At 56.9% G+C, this 19,034-nt stretch carries 15 protein-coding genes; 3 read left to right on the top strand and 12 right to left on the bottom strand.

From position 1 onward, the window contains the following. Positions 1–188 precede the first annotated feature (188 nt). Both SHIM_RS02755 and SHIM_RS02750 read left to right on the top strand, forming a co-directional pair. Positions 189–1,430 carry an efflux RND transporter periplasmic adaptor subunit gene (locus SHIM_RS02755; RefSeq protein WP_054001103.1) on the top strand — a complete coding sequence of 414 codons (1,242 nt, stop codon included), beginning with the start codon at positions 189–191 and terminating at the stop codon, positions 1,428–1,430. Beyond that, positions 1,430–5,299 (top strand): efflux RND transporter permease subunit, encoded by a 3,870-nt coding sequence (locus tag SHIM_RS02750; RefSeq protein WP_082358259.1) that lies wholly within the window; start codon positions 1,430–1,432, stop codon positions 5,297–5,299. The genes SHIM_RS02755 and SHIM_RS02750 overlap by 1 nt, the downstream gene beginning before the upstream one ends. 97 nt (positions 5,300–5,396) lie before the next feature. Here the strand turns inward: SHIM_RS02750 and SHIM_RS02745 are convergent, their stop codons facing one another. Then, positions 5,397–7,217 (bottom strand): ABCB family ABC transporter ATP-binding protein/permease, encoded by a 1,821-nt coding sequence (locus tag SHIM_RS02745; RefSeq protein ID WP_054001102.1) that lies wholly within the window; start codon positions 7,215–7,217, stop codon positions 5,397–5,399. An 80-nt stretch (positions 7,218–7,297) separates the two neighbouring features. Further along, the gene (locus SHIM_RS20495) at positions 7,298–8,965 is read right to left on the bottom strand and encodes a LysM peptidoglycan-binding domain-containing protein (protein ID WP_054001101.1); all 1,668 of its coding nucleotides are present in this window, start codon (positions 8,963–8,965) and stop codon (positions 7,298–7,300) included. 98 nt (positions 8,966–9,063) lie between these two features. Between SHIM_RS20495 and SHIM_RS02735 the strand changes: the two genes are divergently transcribed. After that, complete coding sequence (locus tag SHIM_RS02735) at positions 9,064–9,615, top strand: LOG family protein (RefSeq protein ID WP_054001100.1); 552 nt, start codon at positions 9,064–9,066, stop codon at positions 9,613–9,615. Positions 9,616–9,672: 57 nt separating this feature from the next. Here the strand turns inward: SHIM_RS02735 and SHIM_RS02730 are convergent, their stop codons facing one another. From SHIM_RS02730 to SHIM_RS02685, 10 genes are all read right to left on the bottom strand, one after another. Further along, positions 9,673–10,653 carry a hypothetical protein gene (locus SHIM_RS02730; RefSeq protein ID WP_054001099.1) on the bottom strand — a complete coding sequence of 327 codons (981 nt, stop codon included), beginning with the start codon at positions 10,651–10,653 and terminating at the stop codon, positions 9,673–9,675. A 132-nt stretch (positions 10,654–10,785) separates the two neighbouring features. Continuing rightward, positions 10,786–11,385 (bottom strand): superoxide dismutase, encoded by a 600-nt coding sequence (locus tag SHIM_RS02725; protein WP_054001098.1) that lies wholly within the window; start codon positions 11,383–11,385, stop codon positions 10,786–10,788. Positions 11,386–11,492: 107 nt separating this feature from the next. Next, positions 11,493–11,912 (bottom strand): hypothetical protein, encoded by a 420-nt coding sequence (locus SHIM_RS02720; RefSeq protein WP_054001097.1) that lies wholly within the window; start codon positions 11,910–11,912, stop codon positions 11,493–11,495. Between the two features lie 108 nt (positions 11,913–12,020). Continuing rightward, on the bottom strand, positions 12,021–12,452 hold the full coding sequence (locus SHIM_RS02715) for a hypothetical protein (RefSeq protein WP_054001096.1): 432 nt from the start codon (positions 12,450–12,452) through the stop codon (positions 12,021–12,023). An 81-nt stretch (positions 12,453–12,533) separates the two neighbouring features. Further along, positions 12,534–12,965 carry a hypothetical protein gene (locus SHIM_RS02710; protein WP_152926421.1) on the bottom strand — a complete coding sequence of 144 codons (432 nt, stop codon included), beginning with the start codon at positions 12,963–12,965 and terminating at the stop codon, positions 12,534–12,536. 288 nt (positions 12,966–13,253) lie between these two features. Beyond that, positions 13,254–13,823, bottom strand: a complete 570-nt coding sequence (locus SHIM_RS02705; protein WP_054001094.1) for a sarcosine oxidase subunit gamma — start codon at positions 13,821–13,823, stop codon at positions 13,254–13,256. Further along, the gene (locus SHIM_RS02700; protein ID WP_054001093.1) at positions 13,816–16,830 is read right to left on the bottom strand and encodes a sarcosine oxidase subunit alpha family protein; all 3,015 of its coding nucleotides are present in this window, start codon (positions 16,828–16,830) and stop codon (positions 13,816–13,818) included. Before SHIM_RS02700 ends, SHIM_RS02705 begins: the two co-directional genes overlap by 8 nt. Continuing rightward, positions 16,827–17,156, bottom strand: a complete 330-nt coding sequence (locus SHIM_RS02695) for a sarcosine oxidase subunit delta (protein ID WP_054001092.1) — start codon at positions 17,154–17,156, stop codon at positions 16,827–16,829. The genes SHIM_RS02700 and SHIM_RS02695 overlap by 4 nt, the downstream gene beginning before the upstream one ends. Further along, entirely contained in the window at positions 17,157–17,621 is a 465-nt protein-coding gene (locus SHIM_RS02690; protein WP_054001091.1) for a hypothetical protein, read from the bottom strand. It lies immediately after the preceding gene. Then, positions 17,621–18,868 (bottom strand): sarcosine oxidase subunit beta family protein, encoded by a 1,248-nt coding sequence (locus SHIM_RS02685; RefSeq protein ID WP_054001090.1) that lies wholly within the window; start codon positions 18,866–18,868, stop codon positions 17,621–17,623. The genes SHIM_RS02690 and SHIM_RS02685 overlap by 1 nt, the downstream gene beginning before the upstream one ends. Positions 18,869–19,034 lie beyond the last annotated feature (166 nt).

The following is a 19,034-nucleotide window of genomic DNA, read 5'->3' as shown; positions in this document are numbered from 1 at the left end:
CTCTTATCCGTTTGTCTTCGAGCTGCCAAGGGGCGCGGCAAATCGGCAACAACTTCGCTTGCCCTCGGACAAAAATCGAAAGAATCTGAACTCATCGGTTCAGATTCTTCACGGATGAGCTTGTTTCCGCCGATGTTGTACCCAATATGTCGGTGAAAGATTTTGCGCGAACTAACAGGGAATATCACATGCGCCTGATTCCGGCTATCACAGCGATCCTTGTGACCGTTTTCCTTTTTGTTTTGGTCGTGGAGCGCGACACTCTACGCAGTTTCGCCTCTGGCGGCAAAACCGCCCCCACAGACGGGGCTACAGTCTCCGCCGATGTGGCGGAAACACCGGTGGACGAGGTCACAGAACAAAGAGTTCGGGTCGTGGCCATTCGGTCTGCCACCAAAACAATTGACAGCGCCGTCGTTCTGCGCGGCGAGACTGAGGCTAACCGATCGGTCGAAGTGCGCGCCGAGACTGGCGGGCTGGTGATTTCAGAACCGCTGCGCCGGGGCTCACATGTGGAGCGCGGCCAAGAGCTTTGCCGCCTTGAGCCCGGCACGCGTACTGCCATCCTTGCAGAGGCGCGGGCGCGACTGGCGGAAGCCGTGGCGCGTGGGCCGTCAACGCAGGCGGCCGTGGCCGAAGCCGAGGCCCGTCTTGAAGAAGCGATGATCAATGACAATGCGGCACGTAAGTTGATGGAGGGCGGTTTTGCCTCCTCGACCCGCGTGGCGTCGGCGGCGGCGGCTGTGCGTGCGGCCGAAGCCGGTGTGCAGTCTGCCCGATCCGGTTTGGAATCCACGCAAGCTGGCATCGAATCCGCCGAAGCTATAATGGCCGCAGCAGAACGCGATATTGAACGCCTGGACATCAAAGCGCCATTCGCAGGACTTTTGGAAAGCGACACTGCGGAATTGGGCAGTCTCGTCCAATCAGGCAACCTGTGTGCAACTGTTATTCAGCTCAACCCGATCCGCATCGTCGGCTTTGTTCCGGAAACCGACGTTAACCGTGTGAATGTCGGCGCATTGGCCGGCGCAATGTTGACCACGGGCGAGCAAGTGACTGGTCAGGTGACCTTTGTGTCACGCTCCGCAGATCCGTTGACCCGGACATTCCGGGTCGAAGTCGCAGTTCCAAACGATGACCTGCGCATTCGTGACGGGCAAACGGCAGAAATTTACATCGCATCCGACGGTGCCGAGGCGCACCTGATCCCGCAATCGGCGCTGACGTTGAACGATGAAGGCACGCTAGGCGTGCGGCTGGTGGGCGAGGGCGACATTGTTGACTTTGTTGCGGTCGAATTGCTGCGCGATGTGCCGGAGGGCATCTGGGTCGAAGGACCGCCCGAGGAAGCCAACATCATCATCATCGGTCAGGAATATGTCGAAAAAGGCGTCGCAGTCGCGCCGTTCTATGAGGAGCCCGCCTGATGGTTGGTATCGTCGATTGGGCCGCCGAACGGGCCCGAATGGTTCTCGCGTTTATCGCGCTGTCCCTTGTTGTGGGCGGCTATGCGTATTGGGGCCTTCCCAAAGAGGGTGAGCCGGACATTCAGATCCCCGGATTGTTTGTCTCTGTCCCCTTCCCCGGCATTTCCGCAGCCGACAGCGAGGCGATGCTGGTCAAGCCGATGGAGACCGAGCTGTCCGATCTGGACGGGCTCGACAAAATGTCGGCCACCGCATCGGAAAACTACGCCGGTATTTTCCTTGAGTTTGAATTCGGCTGGGACAAATCCAAAACCATGGCCGACGTGCGCGAGGCCATGAACACCGCCGAGGGGAAGTTCCCCGAAGGGTTTGAAAAATATACGATTAACGAGATTAACTTCTCCGAGTTCCCGATTGTAATCGTGAACCTTACCGGACGTGTGCCGGAACGCACAATGTTCCGCATTGCCAAAGACTTGCAAGACAAGATCGAAGGGCTTGATGCGGTGCTTGAGGCCGGTATTGCCGGACAGCGCGACGAGATGCTGGAGGTGGTGATCGACCCGCTGCGTCTGGAAAGTTACAACGTCTCCGCCCAAGAGCTGATCGACGTGGTTGTGCAGAACAACCAGTTGATTGCCGCCGGTGAAATAGACAGTGCGCAAGGGACGTTCGCGGTCAAAATCCCGTCCTCCTTTAGCGAGCCGCGGGATGTCTATGGCTTGCCGGTCAAGACAAACGGCGATCGCGTCGTCACGCTGGGCGATTTGGCGGAAATCAATCTGACGTTTGAAGACCGCGCTGGTACCGCACGGTTTAACGGCGAGTCCACTGTGGCGTTGCAAGTGGTGAAGCGCAAAGGCTTTAACCTGATCGACACCGCTGCCGAAGTGCGTGACCTTGTGGAAAATGCCAGCTCCGACTGGCCGTCGGAATTGCAGTCCGCTGTGCATGTTGGCACCTCCAACGACCAAAGCCGCGTTGTCGGCTCGATGGTGAGCCAGCTTGAAGGCTCGGTTCTTACGGCGATTGCGCTGGTGATGATTGTGGTTCTGACAGCCCTTGGCACCCGCGCCGCGCTGTTGGTTGGTTTTGCCATCCCGACCTCTTTCCTTTTGTGTTTCGCGCTGCTGGCAGCGATGGAAATCACCATCTCCAACATCGTGATGTTCGGCCTCATTCTGGCTGTGGGGATGCTGGTGGACGGCGCCATTGTTGTTGTGGAATACGCCGACAAACGGATCAAAGCCGGTGTCGGCCCGATGCACGCCTATGTCGAAGCTGCGAAGCGGATGTTCTGGCCGATTGTCAGCTCAACCGCGACAACGCTTTGTGCGTTCTTGCCAATGCTGTTCTGGCCCGGTGTGCCGGGTCAGTTCATGGGCATGCTGCCCGTTACGCTGATCTTTGTTCTGTCAGCCTCACTGGTGGTGGCCTTGGTTTACTTGCCGGTTATGGGCGGTGTTTCCGGCCGTCTAAGCCGCGTGTTTGGAAACGCCTCTGACGCTCTGCGGGCCCGCCTCCACTGGACAGTCCGTTTTGCATTGGTGCCTGTGGCACTATGGGTGTTATTCCTAGGTGCAATGCAGGCTCTTAATCCCGACTATATCTTGGGACTGGGGTCGGCAATCGAAGCCGTCGGTCAATTCGGGATAATCGGGCTACCGGTTCAAGCACTCCTGATTGGTGGGCCATTCATGGTTGCAGCAATGATCGCATCCATTGTCCTCACCGCCGCCCGGATCGAGCGGAAGCGCAAAAATATCAAAGCAGGCTTCCGCTTGTCGCCGTTTGGCTGGTTCATCAAGCTGATTGCCGGCAATCCGATCATGCCGCTGGTGTCCGTCGTCGCTGTGATTGCTGTTGTGTTGTCTGTTTTCGGGTACTTTGGCCAAAACAACAAAGGCGTTGAATTCTTTGTTGAATCCGAACCCGAACAGGCGATTGTTTATGTGCTGGCACGCGGCAACCTGTCGTTGGAGCAGAAAGACGCTTTGGTCAAACAGGCCGAAAGCGTTGTGCTTGCCCACCCCGGCATTCAGTCCTCTTTTGCCTTTGCTGGCGAGGGCGGGTTGAACACCAACACGGGCGGCGCACAGGCGCCCAAGGACATGATTGGTCAGATCCAGATCGAGACAATTCCGTGGGAAGATCGCCCGATACGCTCTGAGCCTTGGATCACCATTCCGGGCATCAACTATGCCATCAACCGCGAAGTCAAAGACGAGCGGTTTGGCGGACATCGCATCTTGAACGAGCTGACCGCCGAGCTGGAAAAAATCCCCGGTGTGAAGATCGAAATTCTCGAAGCGTCGCGCGGTCCGGCCTCTGCCAAGCCTGTGCATTTGCGTGTGAAGGGCGACAACTGGGAAGATTTGATCGCCGCCGCCACTCTGGTACGGGCGGAGATGGATCAGACCGCTGGACTGATCAACATAGAAGACACGCGCCCCCTGCCCGGCATCGACTGGGAGATTTCTGTGGATGTGGCCAAGGCAGGTCGGTATGGCGCCAACGTTGCCACTGTCGGCGGTATGGTACAGCTGGTGACCCGCGGTATCTTGCTGGACACCATGCGCGTGGACAGTTCGGATGAAGAGATCGAGATCCGTGTACGTTTGCCGGAAGAGGACCGTTTCCTGAGCACATTGGACACGCTCAAGGTACGCACCGCCGAAGGGCTGGTGCCGCTGTCCAATTTTGTCACGCGCAAGCCGGTGGCCAAACTGGCTGAGATCAACCGCGTCGATCAGACCCGCTATTTCGACGTCAAAGCAGGTGTGAGCAGCGGATTGACCATTTTGCACAATCCAGAGACCAACGAGCGCGAAGTGATCGACTCTGCGGTCTGGAACAGCGATGACGCGCTTAAGCAAGTTTGGGCTGACAAGGGGTTTGTCGCCGAGGTCATGACCCCCAATGAACGCATCACCACGTTGACGCAATGGCTGGAAACCAAGCCGCTGCCGGTCGGTGTGGATTGGGAATGGACCGGTGATCAGGAAGACGAAGCCGAAAGTCAGGCGTTCTTGAGCTCTGCCTTTATGGGCGCTCTGTTTTTGATGTTCATCATCCTGCTGGCGCAGTTCAACAGCTTCTACAACGCGTTCCTTGTGTTGCTGGCGGTGGTTTTGTCGACCACGGGTGTTCTGATCGGCATGTTGGTCATGGATCAGGCGTTTTCGATCATCATGACTGGCACGGGGATCGTGGCCTTGGCGGGGATTGTGGTGAACAACAACATTGTTCTGATCGATACCTATCAGGAATATTCTCGATATATGCCGCGCATTGAGGCGATCGTGCGCACTGCGCAAAGCCGTATCCGCCCGGTGTTGCTGACCACTATCACCACGATGGCCGGTCTGGCGCCGATGATGTACGGGCTGAGCCTTGATTTCATCAATGGCGGCTATGCGATCGACAGCCCGACGTCACTGTGGTGGAAGCAGCTGGCGACAGCTGTGGTGTTTGGACTTGGCATCGCCACCGTGCTGACGCTGGTGTTCACGCCGTCAATGTTGGCGATCCGCGTTTGGGCGGGCACATATTTCCAGTGGATGATGATGCTGCTCAAGCGTCTGTCTCTTGGCAGTGCCAGCAAAGCCGGTCAGGATTGGGCGTTGCGACGTGCCGCGCGCAAGGTGAAGCAGCCAGTGTTGCTTTGGGACGACGACACTCCGGTCGAAGCGGCGAAAGAAGATGCGCCTGCCAAGCCTGAACCAACTGCCGAAGATATTGCCGCAGCCGAAGCCGCGCAGGCAGTGCCTGTGATGGAACTCGCACCGGAGGTGGAAGCACCGCGGGAGGCAGCGGAAGGTGATGTTGATGCGCCACACAAAGGGGCTGACGGGCTGGCAGCGGAGTAAGAAAGTCAAGTGAGCTGAGGAGTCTATGCTGAAGGCTGCCAGATCACAGATAGAAAAAGGGCCTGATCTTCACAGAAGATCAGGCCCTTTTTTTGTCTCAGCTAACGGCGTCTTCGCTGAGTTGTCGTTGCCAAAGTTGGGAATAGCGTCCGCGTCGGTCAAGCAGATCAGTGTGCGTGCCTTCTTCGACGACTTCGCCATTTTCCAACACCACAATCCGATCAGCTTCCGCAATCGTGCTCAGGCGGTGCGCAATGGTGATTACTGTGCGCCCCTGCCCTGCATGCGCGAGGGCCTCCTTGATGTCCTGCTCGGTCTCGGTATCAAGCGCCGATGTGGCCTCATCCAACAACAGCAGTGGAGGATTTTTCAACAACGTGCGCGCAATGCCGACACGTTGCTTTTCACCGCCCGACAGTTTCAGTCCGCGTTCACCAACAGCAGTTTCATAGCCTTCAGGCAGGGACGCTATAAAGTCATGGATCTGTGCGGCCTTGGCGGCGGTGATGATGTCGTCCTCAGTCGCCCCATCGAGGCCATACGCGATATTGTAGCGAATGGTGTCGTTAAACAGCACCGTGTCCTGTGGCACCACGCCGATGGCATCATGCAGGCTTTCCTGCGTCACGTCGCGCACATCTTGACCGTCGATGCGCAACGCCCCGTCCTGCACATCATAAAACCGGAACAAAAGCCGCCCGATGGTGGATTTCCCTGACCCCGATGCGCCCACAATCGCGACAGTTTTGCCGCCTTCAACCGCAAGGCTGACACCTTTTAGAATGGTGCGGTCCTTGTCGTATCCAAAGACCACATTGTCGAGCTCGATCCGGCCCTTGGAAATCTTGATCGGTTTTGCGTCCGGCGCATCCGACACCTCGCTTGGTTGACCCAGCAGGTCGAACATTTCTCCCATGTCCACAAGGCTTTGACGGATTTCACGATAGACTGTGCCGAGAAAGTTCAACGGCATGGTGATCTGGATCATGTAGGCGTTCACCATAACGAAATCGCCCACCGTCAGAGCGCCGTTCTCAACACCGTTGGCGGCCATAACCATCACCACAACAAGCCCTGTTGTGATCAGGAAAGACTGTCCAAAGTTCAGGAACGCCAGCGAGTAAGACGTCTTGAGCGCGGCTTCTTCGTAGCCTGCCATTGCGGAGTCATAGCGCGCGGCCTCGCGCTTTTCGGCACCAAAATATTTCACGGTTTCAAAGTTCAGCAGGCTGTCGATCGCCTTTTGGTTGGCATCGGTGTCCTGATCATTCATTTGGCGGCGCAGTTTTACGCGCCATTCAGTGACCTTGAAGGTAAATGCCACGTAGGTGCCGATGGTCACCGCGACGACCACCAGATACCAGATATCAAACACCACCGCGAGGATCACGCCGATCAACAGCAGTTCCAATATCAGCGGGCCGATGGAGAAAAGCATAAAGCGCAGCAGGAATTCGACGCCTTTGACGCCACGCTCGATGATGCGACTCAGACCACCTGTTTTGCGGGTGATGTGATAGCGCATCGACAGGCGGTGAATGTGCTCAAAGGTTTCCAACGCCAGCTGTCGCAGGGCGTGTTGCGCAACTTTGGCAAACACCGCATCGCGCAGTTGCTGAAATCCGTTGGCCATCAGACGCGCCAAACCATAGGCGATCGTCAGCCCGACCGCGCCAAGAGCCAAAGGTGACACAGCATCTTCGGCAAGCGCATCCACGGCACCTTTGTAAAGCATCGGAGTGTAAACAGCGATTGCCTTGGACGCCAACAGCGCCAGCATCGCCAACACCACACGATATTTCACCCAAGCCTTGTCTTCCGGCCACAAATACGGCGCCACTTTGCGGACGGTGCGCCAGCCAGAGCGCTGTTCATTGCGCGCGAGTTCTTCGTCAGATGCGGTGTGCCACTGGGCCATGCTGCCTGCCTTGCAAAATAAATGAGCCGGACGACGTTACTGCCCGGCTCATCGGAATACCACCCGTGCAGACGCACAGATCACTCTGGAACGGTGAACACCTGTCCGGGGTAAATCAGATCGGGATCGCGGATCTTGTCTTTGTTGGCTTCAAAGACACGTACATACATCGGACCTTCGCCATACCGTTCGCGCGCAATGGCCCACAATGACGAGCCTGGTTGGACTGTGATGATCTGAACCGCAGGCTTTTTGGGTGTCACGGCCGGTTGCGATGCTGTGGTTGGCGCCGGAGCCGGCTGCTCTGGTGTGACCTCGGGCTGAGACTCAACAACAGGTTGCGAGGCGGCCTCGGAGGTTGTTTCTGCGCCTGCTTCAACGGCGGCCGCGACTTCGGGTTGGGTTTGTTCGACCGGTGCCGGTTCTGCTGCGGCCACTTGCGCCGCATCGGCTGCGGGTTCTGCGGGCTCGGCCGCCGGCGTGGCTGGCTCTGATTGCGGCGTATCAGCGGCCTGTGCCAACTGCCGCGCTTCGGCCACGCGCTTGGGTGTTTCACGTTTGAAAGGTGTTTCCACGCGGCTGAGCACCTTGCCGGATGCGTCCACCTCGTCTGCGCGCAACGTGTAAAGACCGGCGTCGATCTCCAGCAGCTCCGCGCGCCACTGTCCAGCCTCATCCACGGGCGCGGTTTCAATTGACGCGTTGTTCAAATAAAGCCGCACAAAGCTTTTGGCGAGACCGCGACCGGCGACAATAACAGCACCGTTGTCAGAATAGCTGATGGCGTCAATCGACACCGCCGATGTGACTTCAGCCTCATCAGAAGATGTTGCAGGTTGTACCACCCGCACACCGTCGGCATCAGACACCAAGACAGCGGGCGCTTTCGGGGTTTCTGATTGCGGCGCCTCTGCGGTTTCTTCTTCAGCGGTTTGCACAACGTCCTGTGCAGTAGCAACGGTTGTATCCGAGGCGGTTTCGGCGGGAGCTTGGGTAACTGGCGCGGCCGTTGTGACTGGCGCGGCGTCGACGGGTTCGGCCTCAGCGGTCTCAACAGGCTCGGCTGGCTTTGGTTCCGCCTCAGGTTTTGGCGCTTCAGCGACAACCACTGGCGCGGCAATCGGGGCTACAAGGAAGGAGCTTTCCGACATTAAATCACCATCGGCGCGCCGCTCAACCAGTAGGAGTTCTCTTGGTTGAGGGTTGGGGCCTAATGATATGAAGGTAAAGAATTTTCCGGCGTTGTCTGTTCCGGACTTGGCAATTTCGACACCATCCAGAAGCAAAATAATTTGTGCGTTTGGCGCCGCGGTGCCAGCGATCTGACCTTCGCCATCTGGCGCAATGCGCACAAGATCGAAAGCTGGCAAAATCACCGGTTCTACACTCGGCTGCTCGGGCGCCGGTTCCGGCGGGGTCGCAGAAACAACCTCTTCCGGCACAGGGTCAACCTCCGCCGCTTCCTCCTCGGGCTCGGATGTGGCCACCTCTTCTTGAGGCGTTTCTTGCATCGCTGGCGCGGGCGTTGCCGCAGGCTCAGCGGTGTCTTCTTCGACTTCGGCAATCGGGGGCGAAGCTTCAGCGGTTTTGGGCGCGGCTACGGTTGCGTCTTGCGGAACCGGTGCCGCCTCTTCGGGGCCTGTCAGCACACCGGAGGCCACCAGTGCAACCACAGCGACCGCGGTCGCAGCGACACCGCCGCCAACCAATGCTGCGTTGCTGCTTATAAATGTCGCGATCTTGCTCATCCGCCCTCATCCCCCGAATTCGGCGTTCATCTTGGTTGAGCGACATTAGCAACAGGGGTAATGCTGGTCAAAAGAGTTTGAACATATTGAGGAAAATCATGACCAAGCGTTCTGTCTGTGTCTTTTGTGGCTCACGTGCGGGGGCCGATCCGGCCTATTTGGACGCGGCTGATGCGCTAGGCGCGCGGCTGGCGGCGCATGATTGGCGGCTGGTTTATGGCGCGGGTGACGTCGGGTTGATGGGCGCTGTGGCCAACGCAGCGCAGGCGGCAGGGGCGGAGACTTTTGGGGTGATCCCAACGCATTTGCTGGACTGGGAGGTCGGCAAGCGTGATCTGAGCAGCTTCGTCATCACCGAGAACATGCACGAGCGCAAAAAGGTCATGTATATGAACAGCGACGCGATTGTAGTGTTGCCGGGCGGCGCAGGGTCGCTGGATGAGTTTTTTGAGGTCGTGACTTGGCGGCAGCTGGGACTGCACGAAAAACCGATCCTATTGTTGAACGTAAACGGGTTTTGGGACCCGCTGGTGGGGCTATTGAATCACGTCATTGAGCAAGGTTTTGCAGAGGAAAGCCTCAAGGGCTTTGTGCAGGTGGTGGACACGGTGACGGAGCTTGAATTGCGCCTGACGCAGGCGTTCGGCTAAGTTCAGACGGCGAAGAGAATTCTCTTCGCCGCGCCTGTCTTCACTTATCAGCCGTGGTCAGACACCAGGGCATTTTTTTTTGTCGCTGGTACTGCCTCCAAAGCTAGTCAAAACCTGATCACAGCGACCTTTAATATAAATATCAGCCAAACGCTTTCCGGACTCCCAATAGCGGAAGGTTGGGTCGCCGATGTTTTCAGTGACGGCCCCACGGCTGAGATTAAGCAAATGTTTCAACCATTTGGAGTTCACATCGTCAGCCGCCGCTGTGGTGCTTGGCGCGCCCCCGGACACATGAAGCTTTTTCAGATCCCCGAGCAAGGCTTTGCACTTTTCCCCCCGTTCTTTGGATTTGTTTTGCACGGGCAATGGCGCAGGCGAAACATCGTCATTTGCCGCCTGTGAGGTGATCTGTGCGGGCTCATCAGGATCCTTCAACTTGGCACAAGCCGCCCCGACACTGCGGGCAAAAAGATGTGACATATCGCGGTACGCCGCCAGAGAATTGCGCACGGCGGGAAGGTTGGATTTCAAATCAAGCAACCAAGTGCCGACCGCATAAGCCGAGGTCACATCAAACTTGTTGATCTCCAAACGGGCGCCAAGGTTGCGCCCTGTTCGCGCGACCACATCGCCCAATTCCCGCTGAACCTTGATGGACAAGGTCTCAAAGCTCAGGCTGGAGCCATTGACATTGCTCGTGGAGATACCCGTGCAATTCTGCAAGTCCGTGGCGGTGGCAAAACCACAATTGTCCAGCGCCTTTTCGAGATTGATCAGCGCCTCATGCGCTTTTAGCACGTCTTCGGCGGTTTCAACCGCAGAGTCCTTGTCATAGGCCGAGCTAAGCGCCACAGCCGATACAAAAGAATAGACGGTACGGTACCGGTCGGCGTGTTGATGAAAAGTAACAGCTTTTTGATATCTATCCGCGACGTGCGCGGCATATCCCCCTACTGAGTATGTTTCATGCTCCACAACTTCGCAGTTGGACAGCGCAATAAACGCCGGCACTAAAGCCAGTTTCAATAACTTCATAAAATATTTCCCCCAAAGTAACCTTGGGGAGAGTACATGAATCTTCGATCAACTCAAGAGTACTTAACGCGCATAAAAAATCCCCGGCCCAAAGCACAGACCGGGGACAATTCTTAACCTTTTTTCAAAAGCTTACATGCGCGAAGCGACGTTTTCCCAGTTCACCAGGTTGTCCAGGAAGTTGGACAGGTAGACAGGGCGCTTGTTGCGGAAGTCGATGTAGTAGGAGTGTTCCCAAACATCACAGCCAAGCAGTGCAGTCTGGTTGAAGCACAGCGGGTTCACGCCGTTTTCGGTCTTGGTCACAGCCAGCGAGCCGTCAGCGTTTTTCACGAGCCAGCACCAGCCGGAGCCGAACTGACCTGCGCCTGCGGCGGAGAACTGCTTTTTGAAATCGTCAACCGAGCCGAAGGATTCAACCAGAGCTTTTTCCAGCTCAGATGGCATGGCGTTTGCGCCCGGGCCCATCATTTCCCAGAACTGGTTGTGGTTCCACAGCTGGGAGATGTTGTTGAAGATACCGTTCTGCGCAACGGATTTGGCGTCATAGGTACCAACGATGATTTCTTCCAGCGTCTTGCCGTCCCACTCGGTGCCGGCGATCGCGGCGTTGCCGTTGGTCACATAGGCGTTGTGGTGCAGATCGTGGTGGAATTCCAGCGTCTCGGCGGACATGCCTTTGTCAGCCAGAGCGTCGTGGGCATAGGGAAGATCAGGGAGTTGAAAAGCCATTGCAGCATCCTCTTCTGTTGCGCGAATTTTGTCTGCCCCCAGATGCGGGGGATTTTGGGGGGAGGTCAAGTCCAAAGCGGTGACAGAGGGTGCGTTTTAAGCCCGATTCAGCGTCGGGCACAGCTGCCTTGGGCACTGAAATATTCAGGCGATGTGCCATTATAATTCAAAATGTCGATCCCCGGAGCGTTCAGGTTGGCGGTCGCCTTGTCTCGCTGTTTGAAATAACTCAGCGAATAATTCAGCGATGGACCGTAGCCCAAATCGGTTTTCACGCCTTTGAGCTTCCAGCGCAGGGTCAAGCGTTTGTCGGTGTTGGTCTGCACTGTCGCAGGAATGGGACCGCCTTTTTCCTGATTGATCAGGCTGTCAAAGACAGTGACGTTGCCGCCATCAATTTTGACAACAATGCGGCTGCGGATCCATTCGTTGGCCCCCTGACGGGGGAAACTGCAGTCAAAGGTCTGCGCGACGGCCAAAGGGGCGCAAAGCACTGTGGCCAGACAAGCCAGGATGAAAGACTTCATGGAAACGCCCTTTCGTAGGTTTTACATGCTACGGTATGAGGCCCTGTCCGGATGACTAAATCAAGTCAGGAGCGTCCAGTTGATCCCAAATCCGGGCTTGCCCGCGGATCATTTTTTGACCTTGCAACTGCCTGATGCGCTGAGATTGTTACTGAGTTCACGATCTATTCGGGCTTTGACCCGGGACGTGTTGTTGGTGACATTGATGGACGCTTTGTACTTTATGCTCACATCAAAGTTTTCCTTAAAATTGGTGCTAATTGGAACGTTCTCTATTTTCCAATCTAGTTGCATCCGCTTCTTGGTTGGACGCGACAGCACTGCCGGGATCGGCTTTTTGTGCATGGCTGAAACCATGTTGTCAAAAGCCGTTGCTGTGCCTTTGGCTTCGTCCACGAAAAAAATCGCCTTTTTTGAAAGGAAACCGCCCTGCCCGTGAACTTTGTAGTCGCAATGGTATTCCACGGGTGCCGCAAAGGCAGATCCAGCAGAAAAGAAAATGGCCGCAAGTGCTGCGGCGCCGTATCTTGTATTGGTCACTTGATCGTCTTTCGATTGGGCATTGTGGGCGCAGGCAATTCAACCTGCGCCGTGAGATAAACCCATAAGGTTCCGTTCAGGTTACTTGGCAGGGCGGCATTTGCCGGAAGCTTTGGTGTTGTTCAGGACGTCAATTGATGGCATCGCTCGCAAAGTGCCCTGCATCGTCTGTAAGTTGATCGAACCGCGATAACTCACGTCCACAAGCCGGGTGTCGCCGCTTCGAAACTTTGATGGGATTGCTTTAAGTTCCCAATAGAACTCCATCCGTTTCGTCGAGGCGCGCTTCATCTTCACGTCAATCGGTTTGCCGTGCATCTCTTTGATATAACCGTCATAAGCTTGGGCGGTGCCTTTGTCCTCATCAAAGATAAACAGCGCCGCATCGCCGACCCAGCCACCATATCCACGGCTGCTGTATTCACAGACAAACGCCTGTTCCGCGGCCAAAAGAGGCCCGGCCAGGGTCACGAGGCCCGTTGCGAGAGTGGCAGCATAAGCAAGTTTTTTCATTGGTGTCTTCCGTTTTGTCTTTCGCGGGGTATGCATGGATTCAGGCGCGGGCGAGGTCGCAAAAAGTTTCCCCTCAAAGCGCCGACCCCAAGCGCATCCCATTTGGTCACAGGAAATATCGAATTAACTATCGCAAAAATAGAATCTCGAATACCAGAAATATTCCTCTTATGACCGCTATTTGTGGCTCGACGCCAATAAGCGTCAAGGCTAAATGTCAAAAAACTATGGAATAACTGACCCACGTCGGCCACTTGCGCCGAAGCAGACATCCACTGTGTTGGAGAATTACCCCAAATGGTGGATTTCGCCGCCTTTTGTTGCCGACAGCCGCAAGACGTCAAACACATATTGCGCCACAGACCGGAAACAGATCACCTCAAAAGACTCGGTGCCGGTTTGCCAGAAGGCTGCGGGAACCTGCGCAATACGGGTGCGGCGAATTTCGGTCTCCGCGAAAACGCCCTGCGAAAGGTCAACGGGTGCCAATTTCGCCAGTACATCGCGGCATCCGGCGCCACGGATTTCAAACACAGCACGGGCGTCTGAGACGTTTGAAACAAGTGTGTGGCTGCCTGAAAGCGCGGCGTTCAATTTGGCGACGGTATCAAGCACGGTGGCGTAATCGACCACAACCAGCAATTCGTCCGGTGACATCCAAGCCACTTTGCCCCCGTTCCCAGCTGTGACTCTGCGTTGCGCCGGAACATCTGCATCGATCGCAGCTTTGATCGCGGCGCCCATGTCCTTGGACGCCAAATCGCCACGCACAGTGATCATGCCGCGCAAGCCGGTGTCCGTTACTGTCGCAAAACCTTCGAATATGGCCCCAGAAAGAGCGCTCACTGCCTCAGACATTTTGCTTCTCCCCGTCTTTGTCATAAAACACCGGATCAACCACGCGGGCCGCGACGGTACTGCCGTCCACCTTGTTGAACTCCACCACGTCGCCCAATCGGTTCATACCGCCATGCACCAGCCCCATGGCGATGCCACGGTCCAATGTTGGCGAATAATAGGTCGACGTCACACGACCCTGCACGTTGCGTTGGTTGTTGGCGTTGCTACCCTTGGCGACGATATAAGACCCGTCCGGAATAACAGACCCATCCAGCGTTTCAAAACCGGCCAGTTTCCAGCGATCCGTGCTGGCCATGTGGTCGCGCAGTTGCGCGCGTTTGCCAAGGAAGTCTTCTTTCTTTTTGGAAATCGCCCACTGCATGTTGAGATCCTGCGGGATCACCGTGCCGTCGGTTTCGTCGCCAATCATGATGAAGCCTTTTTCGGCCCGCATAACGTGCAATGCTTCGGTGCCGTATGGCATGATGTCGAACTCTTTGCCTAATTCCATGACAACATCCCAAAAGGCGCGGCCCTGACTTGCCGGAACAGCGATTTCATAGCTGAGCTCCCCCGAGAAAGAGATACGATAGGCCCGCGCATCAAACGCGCCGATCTTGCCGTCTTTCCATGCCATAAAGGGCAGCGCCTCTTCGGACACATCCATGTCGCCGCCGAGTTTCTCGATCAGATTGCGAGCATTAGGGCCGACGATGGCAATTTGCGCGTATTGCTCGGTGACATTTGCGGTATAGACCCGCCAATCCCACCATTCACATTGCAGCCAGTCTTCCATCCAGCCGTGGATGCGCTCGGCCCCGCCGGTGGTGGTATGGCAGAGGAACGTATCCTCATCGATACGCGCCACAACGCCGTCATCCATCAGGAAGCCGTTCTCATTGCACATCAATCCATAGCGACATTTGCCCGGCTTCAGGGTGGACATCATGTTGGTGTACATCATGTCGAGGAATTTTCCCGCGTCCGGCCCTTTGACGATGATCTTGCCAAGCGTGGATGCATCCAGAAGGCCCACGGAATTGCGGGTCTGGTTGATCTCGCGCGTTACCGCGTCGGCGTGGCTTTCGCTGCCACGCGGGAAGCAATACGGGCGTCGCCATTGGCCGACCGGTTCAAAGAACGCGCCGTTGGCTTCGTGCCAGTCGTGGATCGGCGTGCGGCGCAGAGGTTGGAACACCTCGTCGCGTGCCTCGCCGGCGATGGAGCCCATCGAGATTGGCGTATATGGCGGGCGGAACGTGGTGGTGCCAGTGGCCGGAATGGGTTGACCGAGCGCATCAGAAAGCACGGCGAGACCGTTGATATTGCTCAATTTCCCCTGATCGGTGGCCATACCCAAAGTGGTGTAACGTTTGGTATGTTCGACGGACTCATAGCCTTCCTGAGCGGCCAAGCGCACGTCAGACACCTTCACGTCGTTCTGATAGTCCAACCACGCCTTCATGCGCAGCTTTGGTCCGGCGCCTTGTGGCATCAACCAGCACGGCACAAGGGGTGCTTCTTCGTGCACCTCACCTTTGGGGGCCTCAGCAGCGGACACAGAAAACCCAGCAGCTTGGGCTGCGGCTTCGCCGGCTTTTTGACCATCCACAAGAACGTCATCGAGCTTTAACGGGCCGCTTGCCGAGCCTGCAGTCACAACAAAGGGCTTTCCATCGTGGCTTGTGGGGGAACGGTCTGGATCGGGACGGAAATGCGCTTGGCTCTCGTCCCAGATCAGCTTGCCGCCGCAATGGGACCAGAGGTGCACCACAGGGGACCATCCGCCGGACATGGCGACAGCATCACAGGCGATTTCTTCGAGCGCTGCGCCCTCGCCCGCTTGGTTGCAGATCTCAACACCCGTCACGCGTTTACCGCCTTTGACCTTGGCGATGGCTTTGCCATTTTCCACGCGGAAGCCTTGCTCGCGTGCGGCATCCGCCAGCGGGCCGCCACCGTTTGGACGCGAATCCAGAATGACGGGCACGTCGAGGCCGTGAATTTTCAGGGTAAAGGCCGTGCGATAGGCGTCATCATTGTTTGCAACCACAACCACACGATCCCCAGAGGACGTGCCGAAATTCACGATGTAGTCGCGCATGGCCGAGGCCAGCATGACGCCGGGAATATCGTTGCCCGCGAACGACAGCGGACGCTCGATCGCGCCGGTTGCGGTCACGATCTGCTTGGCACGGATGCGCCACAGGCGGTGACGCAGACCAGCCACAGCGGGCGCGTGATCGGTCAGTCGTTCATAACCAAGGAGATAGCCGTGGTCATAGACCCCTGCCCCCATCATGCGGTTTCTGAGCGTAACGTTGTCCATTGCTTCGAGCTCGGTCACGGTGGCGTCAATGAAATCCTCCACCTTCACACCGTCGACCTCGCCACCATCAACGGGCGCGCGGCCACCCCAATGCGCGGTTTGCTCCATCAGCAGAACAGTGGCACCCGCCAGCCCTGCGGCTTTGGCAGCTTGCAGACCAGCGACACCGCCGCCGACGATCACAACGTCAAAGAAGGCATAGTAATGCTCATAGCGGTCCGCATCACGATCTTTGGGCGCCTTGCCTAGACCGGCGGAGTGGCGCACGATCGGTTCAAAGACGTGTTTCCACGCCGCTGCGGGCGCCATGAAGGTTTTGTAGTAAAACCCCGCGGGCAAAGCGCGCGCGGCGTAGTTGTTCACCACGCCAACGTCAAATTCCAGCGAAGGCCAGTGGTTCTGGCTGGTGGCGCTCAGCCCGTCGTAAAGCTCGGTTGTGGTGGCGCGTTGGTTGGGCTCAAACTTGCCACCAGCGCCAAGGTTCACCAACGCGTTTGGCTCTTCGGCGCCCGAGGCGACAACGCCACGCGGGCGGTGGTATTTGAACGAGCGGCCCATCAGCATCTGGTCGTTTGCCAAAAGAGCTGAGGCGAGCGTGTCGCCCTCGTATCCGGTGAGTTGCTTGCCGTTAAAGCTGAACGTGACCTGCTTGGCTTTGTTCAACAGACGGCCGCCAGTGGCGAGGCGTGTGCTCATGAGAACTCCCTCCACGACCAACCGGGATATTTGGCCGAGATTTTGTCTTTGATGTCTTTGGGCGGCTCCAGCGTTTGCGCGGAATAGGTGCCAAACACCTCGAGCGTGGTGGTGGAGCGCGCCGCGTGGAAAAACTTGCCGCAGCCTGAGGCGTGCCGCCAGCGTTCAAAATGCACGCCTTTGGGGTTTTCGCGCATGAAGAGGTAGCTCTCGAAATCCGCGTCGTCACTGTCGGGCCCAAAGCGCTTCAGATGAGCCTCACCTTCGGCGTGAAGCTCGGTTTCCTCGGCCCAGACGCCGCAATATGGGCATTGCAGGGTTAACATTTAAGTCTCTCCAACGTTGGATAGCCAAACACAGAGATCATAGATCGCAGCACCGAACGCCCATTGAAGCGTCAACAGCACAGCTAAGATCAGCTCTCTTACATGAATTTTTTTCTCGTCATCTTGGTAGGCCAGTTCAGCACTACCAATATCGGCACCAGTCTCATTGTACTGCTGCTTCTCGTTTTCGCTAAGTTCTTCATACTCAGACGAACTCATTCGGTTTATGTCGTGGTAGGCAGAGCCGAAGAGGGCCTTCATGCTAGCGAGTTCTTCGGAAATCTTTTGTTGTTCCACGTATACATATGGAAGCAATGCAGCCAACCCCACAGCTCCGGCCGCCCCTAAAAGGTCTGATCGTCCAAGCGTTGCAGACGCGATGCAGGTGGCAATCCACCCCGCGATACCTATGAACCGAATTCTCCTAGCGGCCCGGCTCTCACGATGTAGCGATACATCAGCCATCAGTGCGCCACCCCAGCCGCAACACTTTCATCAATAAACCGGCCTTCAATAAACCGCTCCATACCAAACTCCGCGCTCAACGGACCCGGCTCGCCTTTGGCGATCAGCTCGGCCGTGGCCCAGCCGCCGCCCGGGATGGCTTTGAAGCCGCCGGTGCCCCAGCCCGCGTTGATGAAGCAGTTGCCCAGCGGGGTTTTGCCAATCACTGGCGAGCGGTCGCCGGTCACGTCCACGATGCCGCCCCACTGGCGCAGCATTTTCAGGCGTGACACCATCGGGAAGGTTTCACACAGCGCGCGAACGGTTTCCTCGATGTGGTGGAACGATCCGCGTTGGGTGTAGTTGTTGAACCCGTCGGTGCCCCCGCCAATCACCATCTCGCCTTTATCGGACTGAGACATATAGCCGTGCACGGTGTTGGCCATCACCACCACATCCATGCAGGGTTTGATCGGCTCACTGACAAGCGCTTGCAACGCCACACTTTCCATCGGCAGACGGAAACCCGCCATATTGGCGAGATCACCTGAATTGCCCGCCACAACAAGCCCAAGCTTGTCGCAATCAATCGGGCCTTTGGTGGTGTCGACGCCCGTCACCTTGCCGCCCTCTTGGCGCACACCGGTGACTTCGCATTTCTGGATGATGTCCATGCCCATATCAGAGCAGGCCCGCGCATAGCCCCAAGCCACAGCATCATGACGACCTGTACCGCCGCGCGCCTGCCAAAGACCACCCAGAACAGGATAGCGCGGCCCGTCGATGTTGATGATCGGCACCAGTTCCTTGACCCGCTCAGGCCCGATGAATTCGGTGGTCACGCCTTGCAAGGCGTTGGCGTGCGCTGTGCGTTGATAGCCGCGAATTTCGCTTTCGGTCTGCGCCAGCATGATCACGCCACGCGGGCTGAACATCACATTGTAGTTCAGATCCTGCGACATGGTCTCATAAAGCGAGCGCGCTTTTTCATAGAGCGCTGCCGAGCTGTCCTGCAGATAGTTGGAGCGGATGATCGTGGTATTGCGCCCCGTGTTGCCACCACCCAGCCAGCCTTTTTCGATGATCGCCACGTTGGTGATGCCGAAATTTTTGCCCAGATAGAACGCCGTGGCCAATCCATGCCCGCCTGCGCCGACGATGATCACGTCGTATTTCTTCTTGGGTTCGGGGGAGCGCCACGCGCGTTCCCAACCGGTGTGAAACCGGGCGGCTTCTCGGGCGATGGCAAAAGCTGAATAACGTCTCATGAGCAGTGATTCCGATACGGCGGGACTTTCGTCATTTTATGCCCTCTCAGCATCGGGGCGCACCCTGATTAAAGCGCCTATTTGCGATCCGGTTGCGACATGAGGTGACGGTTGCGTGATTTTCTCTTTTGCCTGCCGCCTGTCGGCATTAGATGTGAGGCTAACT

Origin of the sequence: Shimia sp. SK013 (assembly GCF_001292625.1) — a bacterium.
In the GTDB taxonomy this organism is placed as follows: Bacteria; Pseudomonadota; Alphaproteobacteria; order Rhodobacterales; family Rhodobacteraceae; genus Shimia.
The sequence above is the reverse complement of the archived record's forward strand: the minus strand, read 5'-3'. Positions and strand labels throughout refer to the sequence as shown.

Excerpts from the sequence above, each read along its gene's own strand:
- SHIM_RS02685 (WP_054001090.1), bottom strand. The coding sequence starts at position 18,868 with ATGAGACGTTATTCAGCTTTTGCCATCGCCCGAGAAGCCGCCCGGTTT.
- SHIM_RS02705 (WP_054001094.1), bottom strand. The coding sequence starts at position 13,823 with ATGTCTGAGGCAGTGAGCGCTCTTTCTGGGGCCATATTCGAAGGTTTT.
- SHIM_RS02690 (WP_054001091.1), bottom strand. The coding sequence starts at position 17,621 with ATGGCTGATGTATCGCTACATCGTGAGAGCCGGGCCGCTAGGAGAATT.
- SHIM_RS02755 (WP_054001103.1), top strand. The coding sequence starts at position 189 with ATGCGCCTGATTCCGGCTATCACAGCGATCCTTGTGACCGTTTTCCTT.
- SHIM_RS02745 (WP_054001102.1), bottom strand. The coding sequence starts at position 7,217 with ATGGCCCAGTGGCACACCGCATCTGACGAAGAACTCGCGCGCAATGAA.
- SHIM_RS02725 (WP_054001098.1), bottom strand. The coding sequence starts at position 11,385 with ATGGCTTTTCAACTCCCTGATCTTCCCTATGCCCACGACGCTCTGGCT.
- SHIM_RS02750 (WP_082358259.1), top strand. The coding sequence starts at position 1,430 with ATGGTTGGTATCGTCGATTGGGCCGCCGAACGGGCCCGAATGGTTCTC.
- SHIM_RS02700 (WP_054001093.1), bottom strand. The coding sequence starts at position 16,830 with ATGAGCACACGCCTCGCCACTGGCGGCCGTCTGTTGAACAAAGCCAAG.
- SHIM_RS02695 (WP_054001092.1), bottom strand. The coding sequence starts at position 17,156 with ATGTTAACCCTGCAATGCCCATATTGCGGCGTCTGGGCCGAGGAAACC.
- SHIM_RS02720 (WP_054001097.1), bottom strand. The coding sequence starts at position 11,912 with ATGAAGTCTTTCATCCTGGCTTGTCTGGCCACAGTGCTTTGCGCCCCT.
- SHIM_RS02730 (WP_054001099.1), bottom strand. The coding sequence starts at position 10,653 with ATGAAGTTATTGAAACTGGCTTTAGTGCCGGCGTTTATTGCGCTGTCC.
- SHIM_RS20495 (WP_054001101.1), bottom strand. The coding sequence starts at position 8,965 with ATGAGCAAGATCGCGACATTTATAAGCAGCAACGCAGCATTGGTTGGC.
- SHIM_RS02710 (WP_152926421.1), bottom strand. The coding sequence starts at position 12,965 with ATGAAAAAACTTGCTTATGCTGCCACTCTCGCAACGGGCCTCGTGACC.
- SHIM_RS02735 (WP_054001100.1), top strand. The coding sequence starts at position 9,064 with ATGACCAAGCGTTCTGTCTGTGTCTTTTGTGGCTCACGTGCGGGGGCC.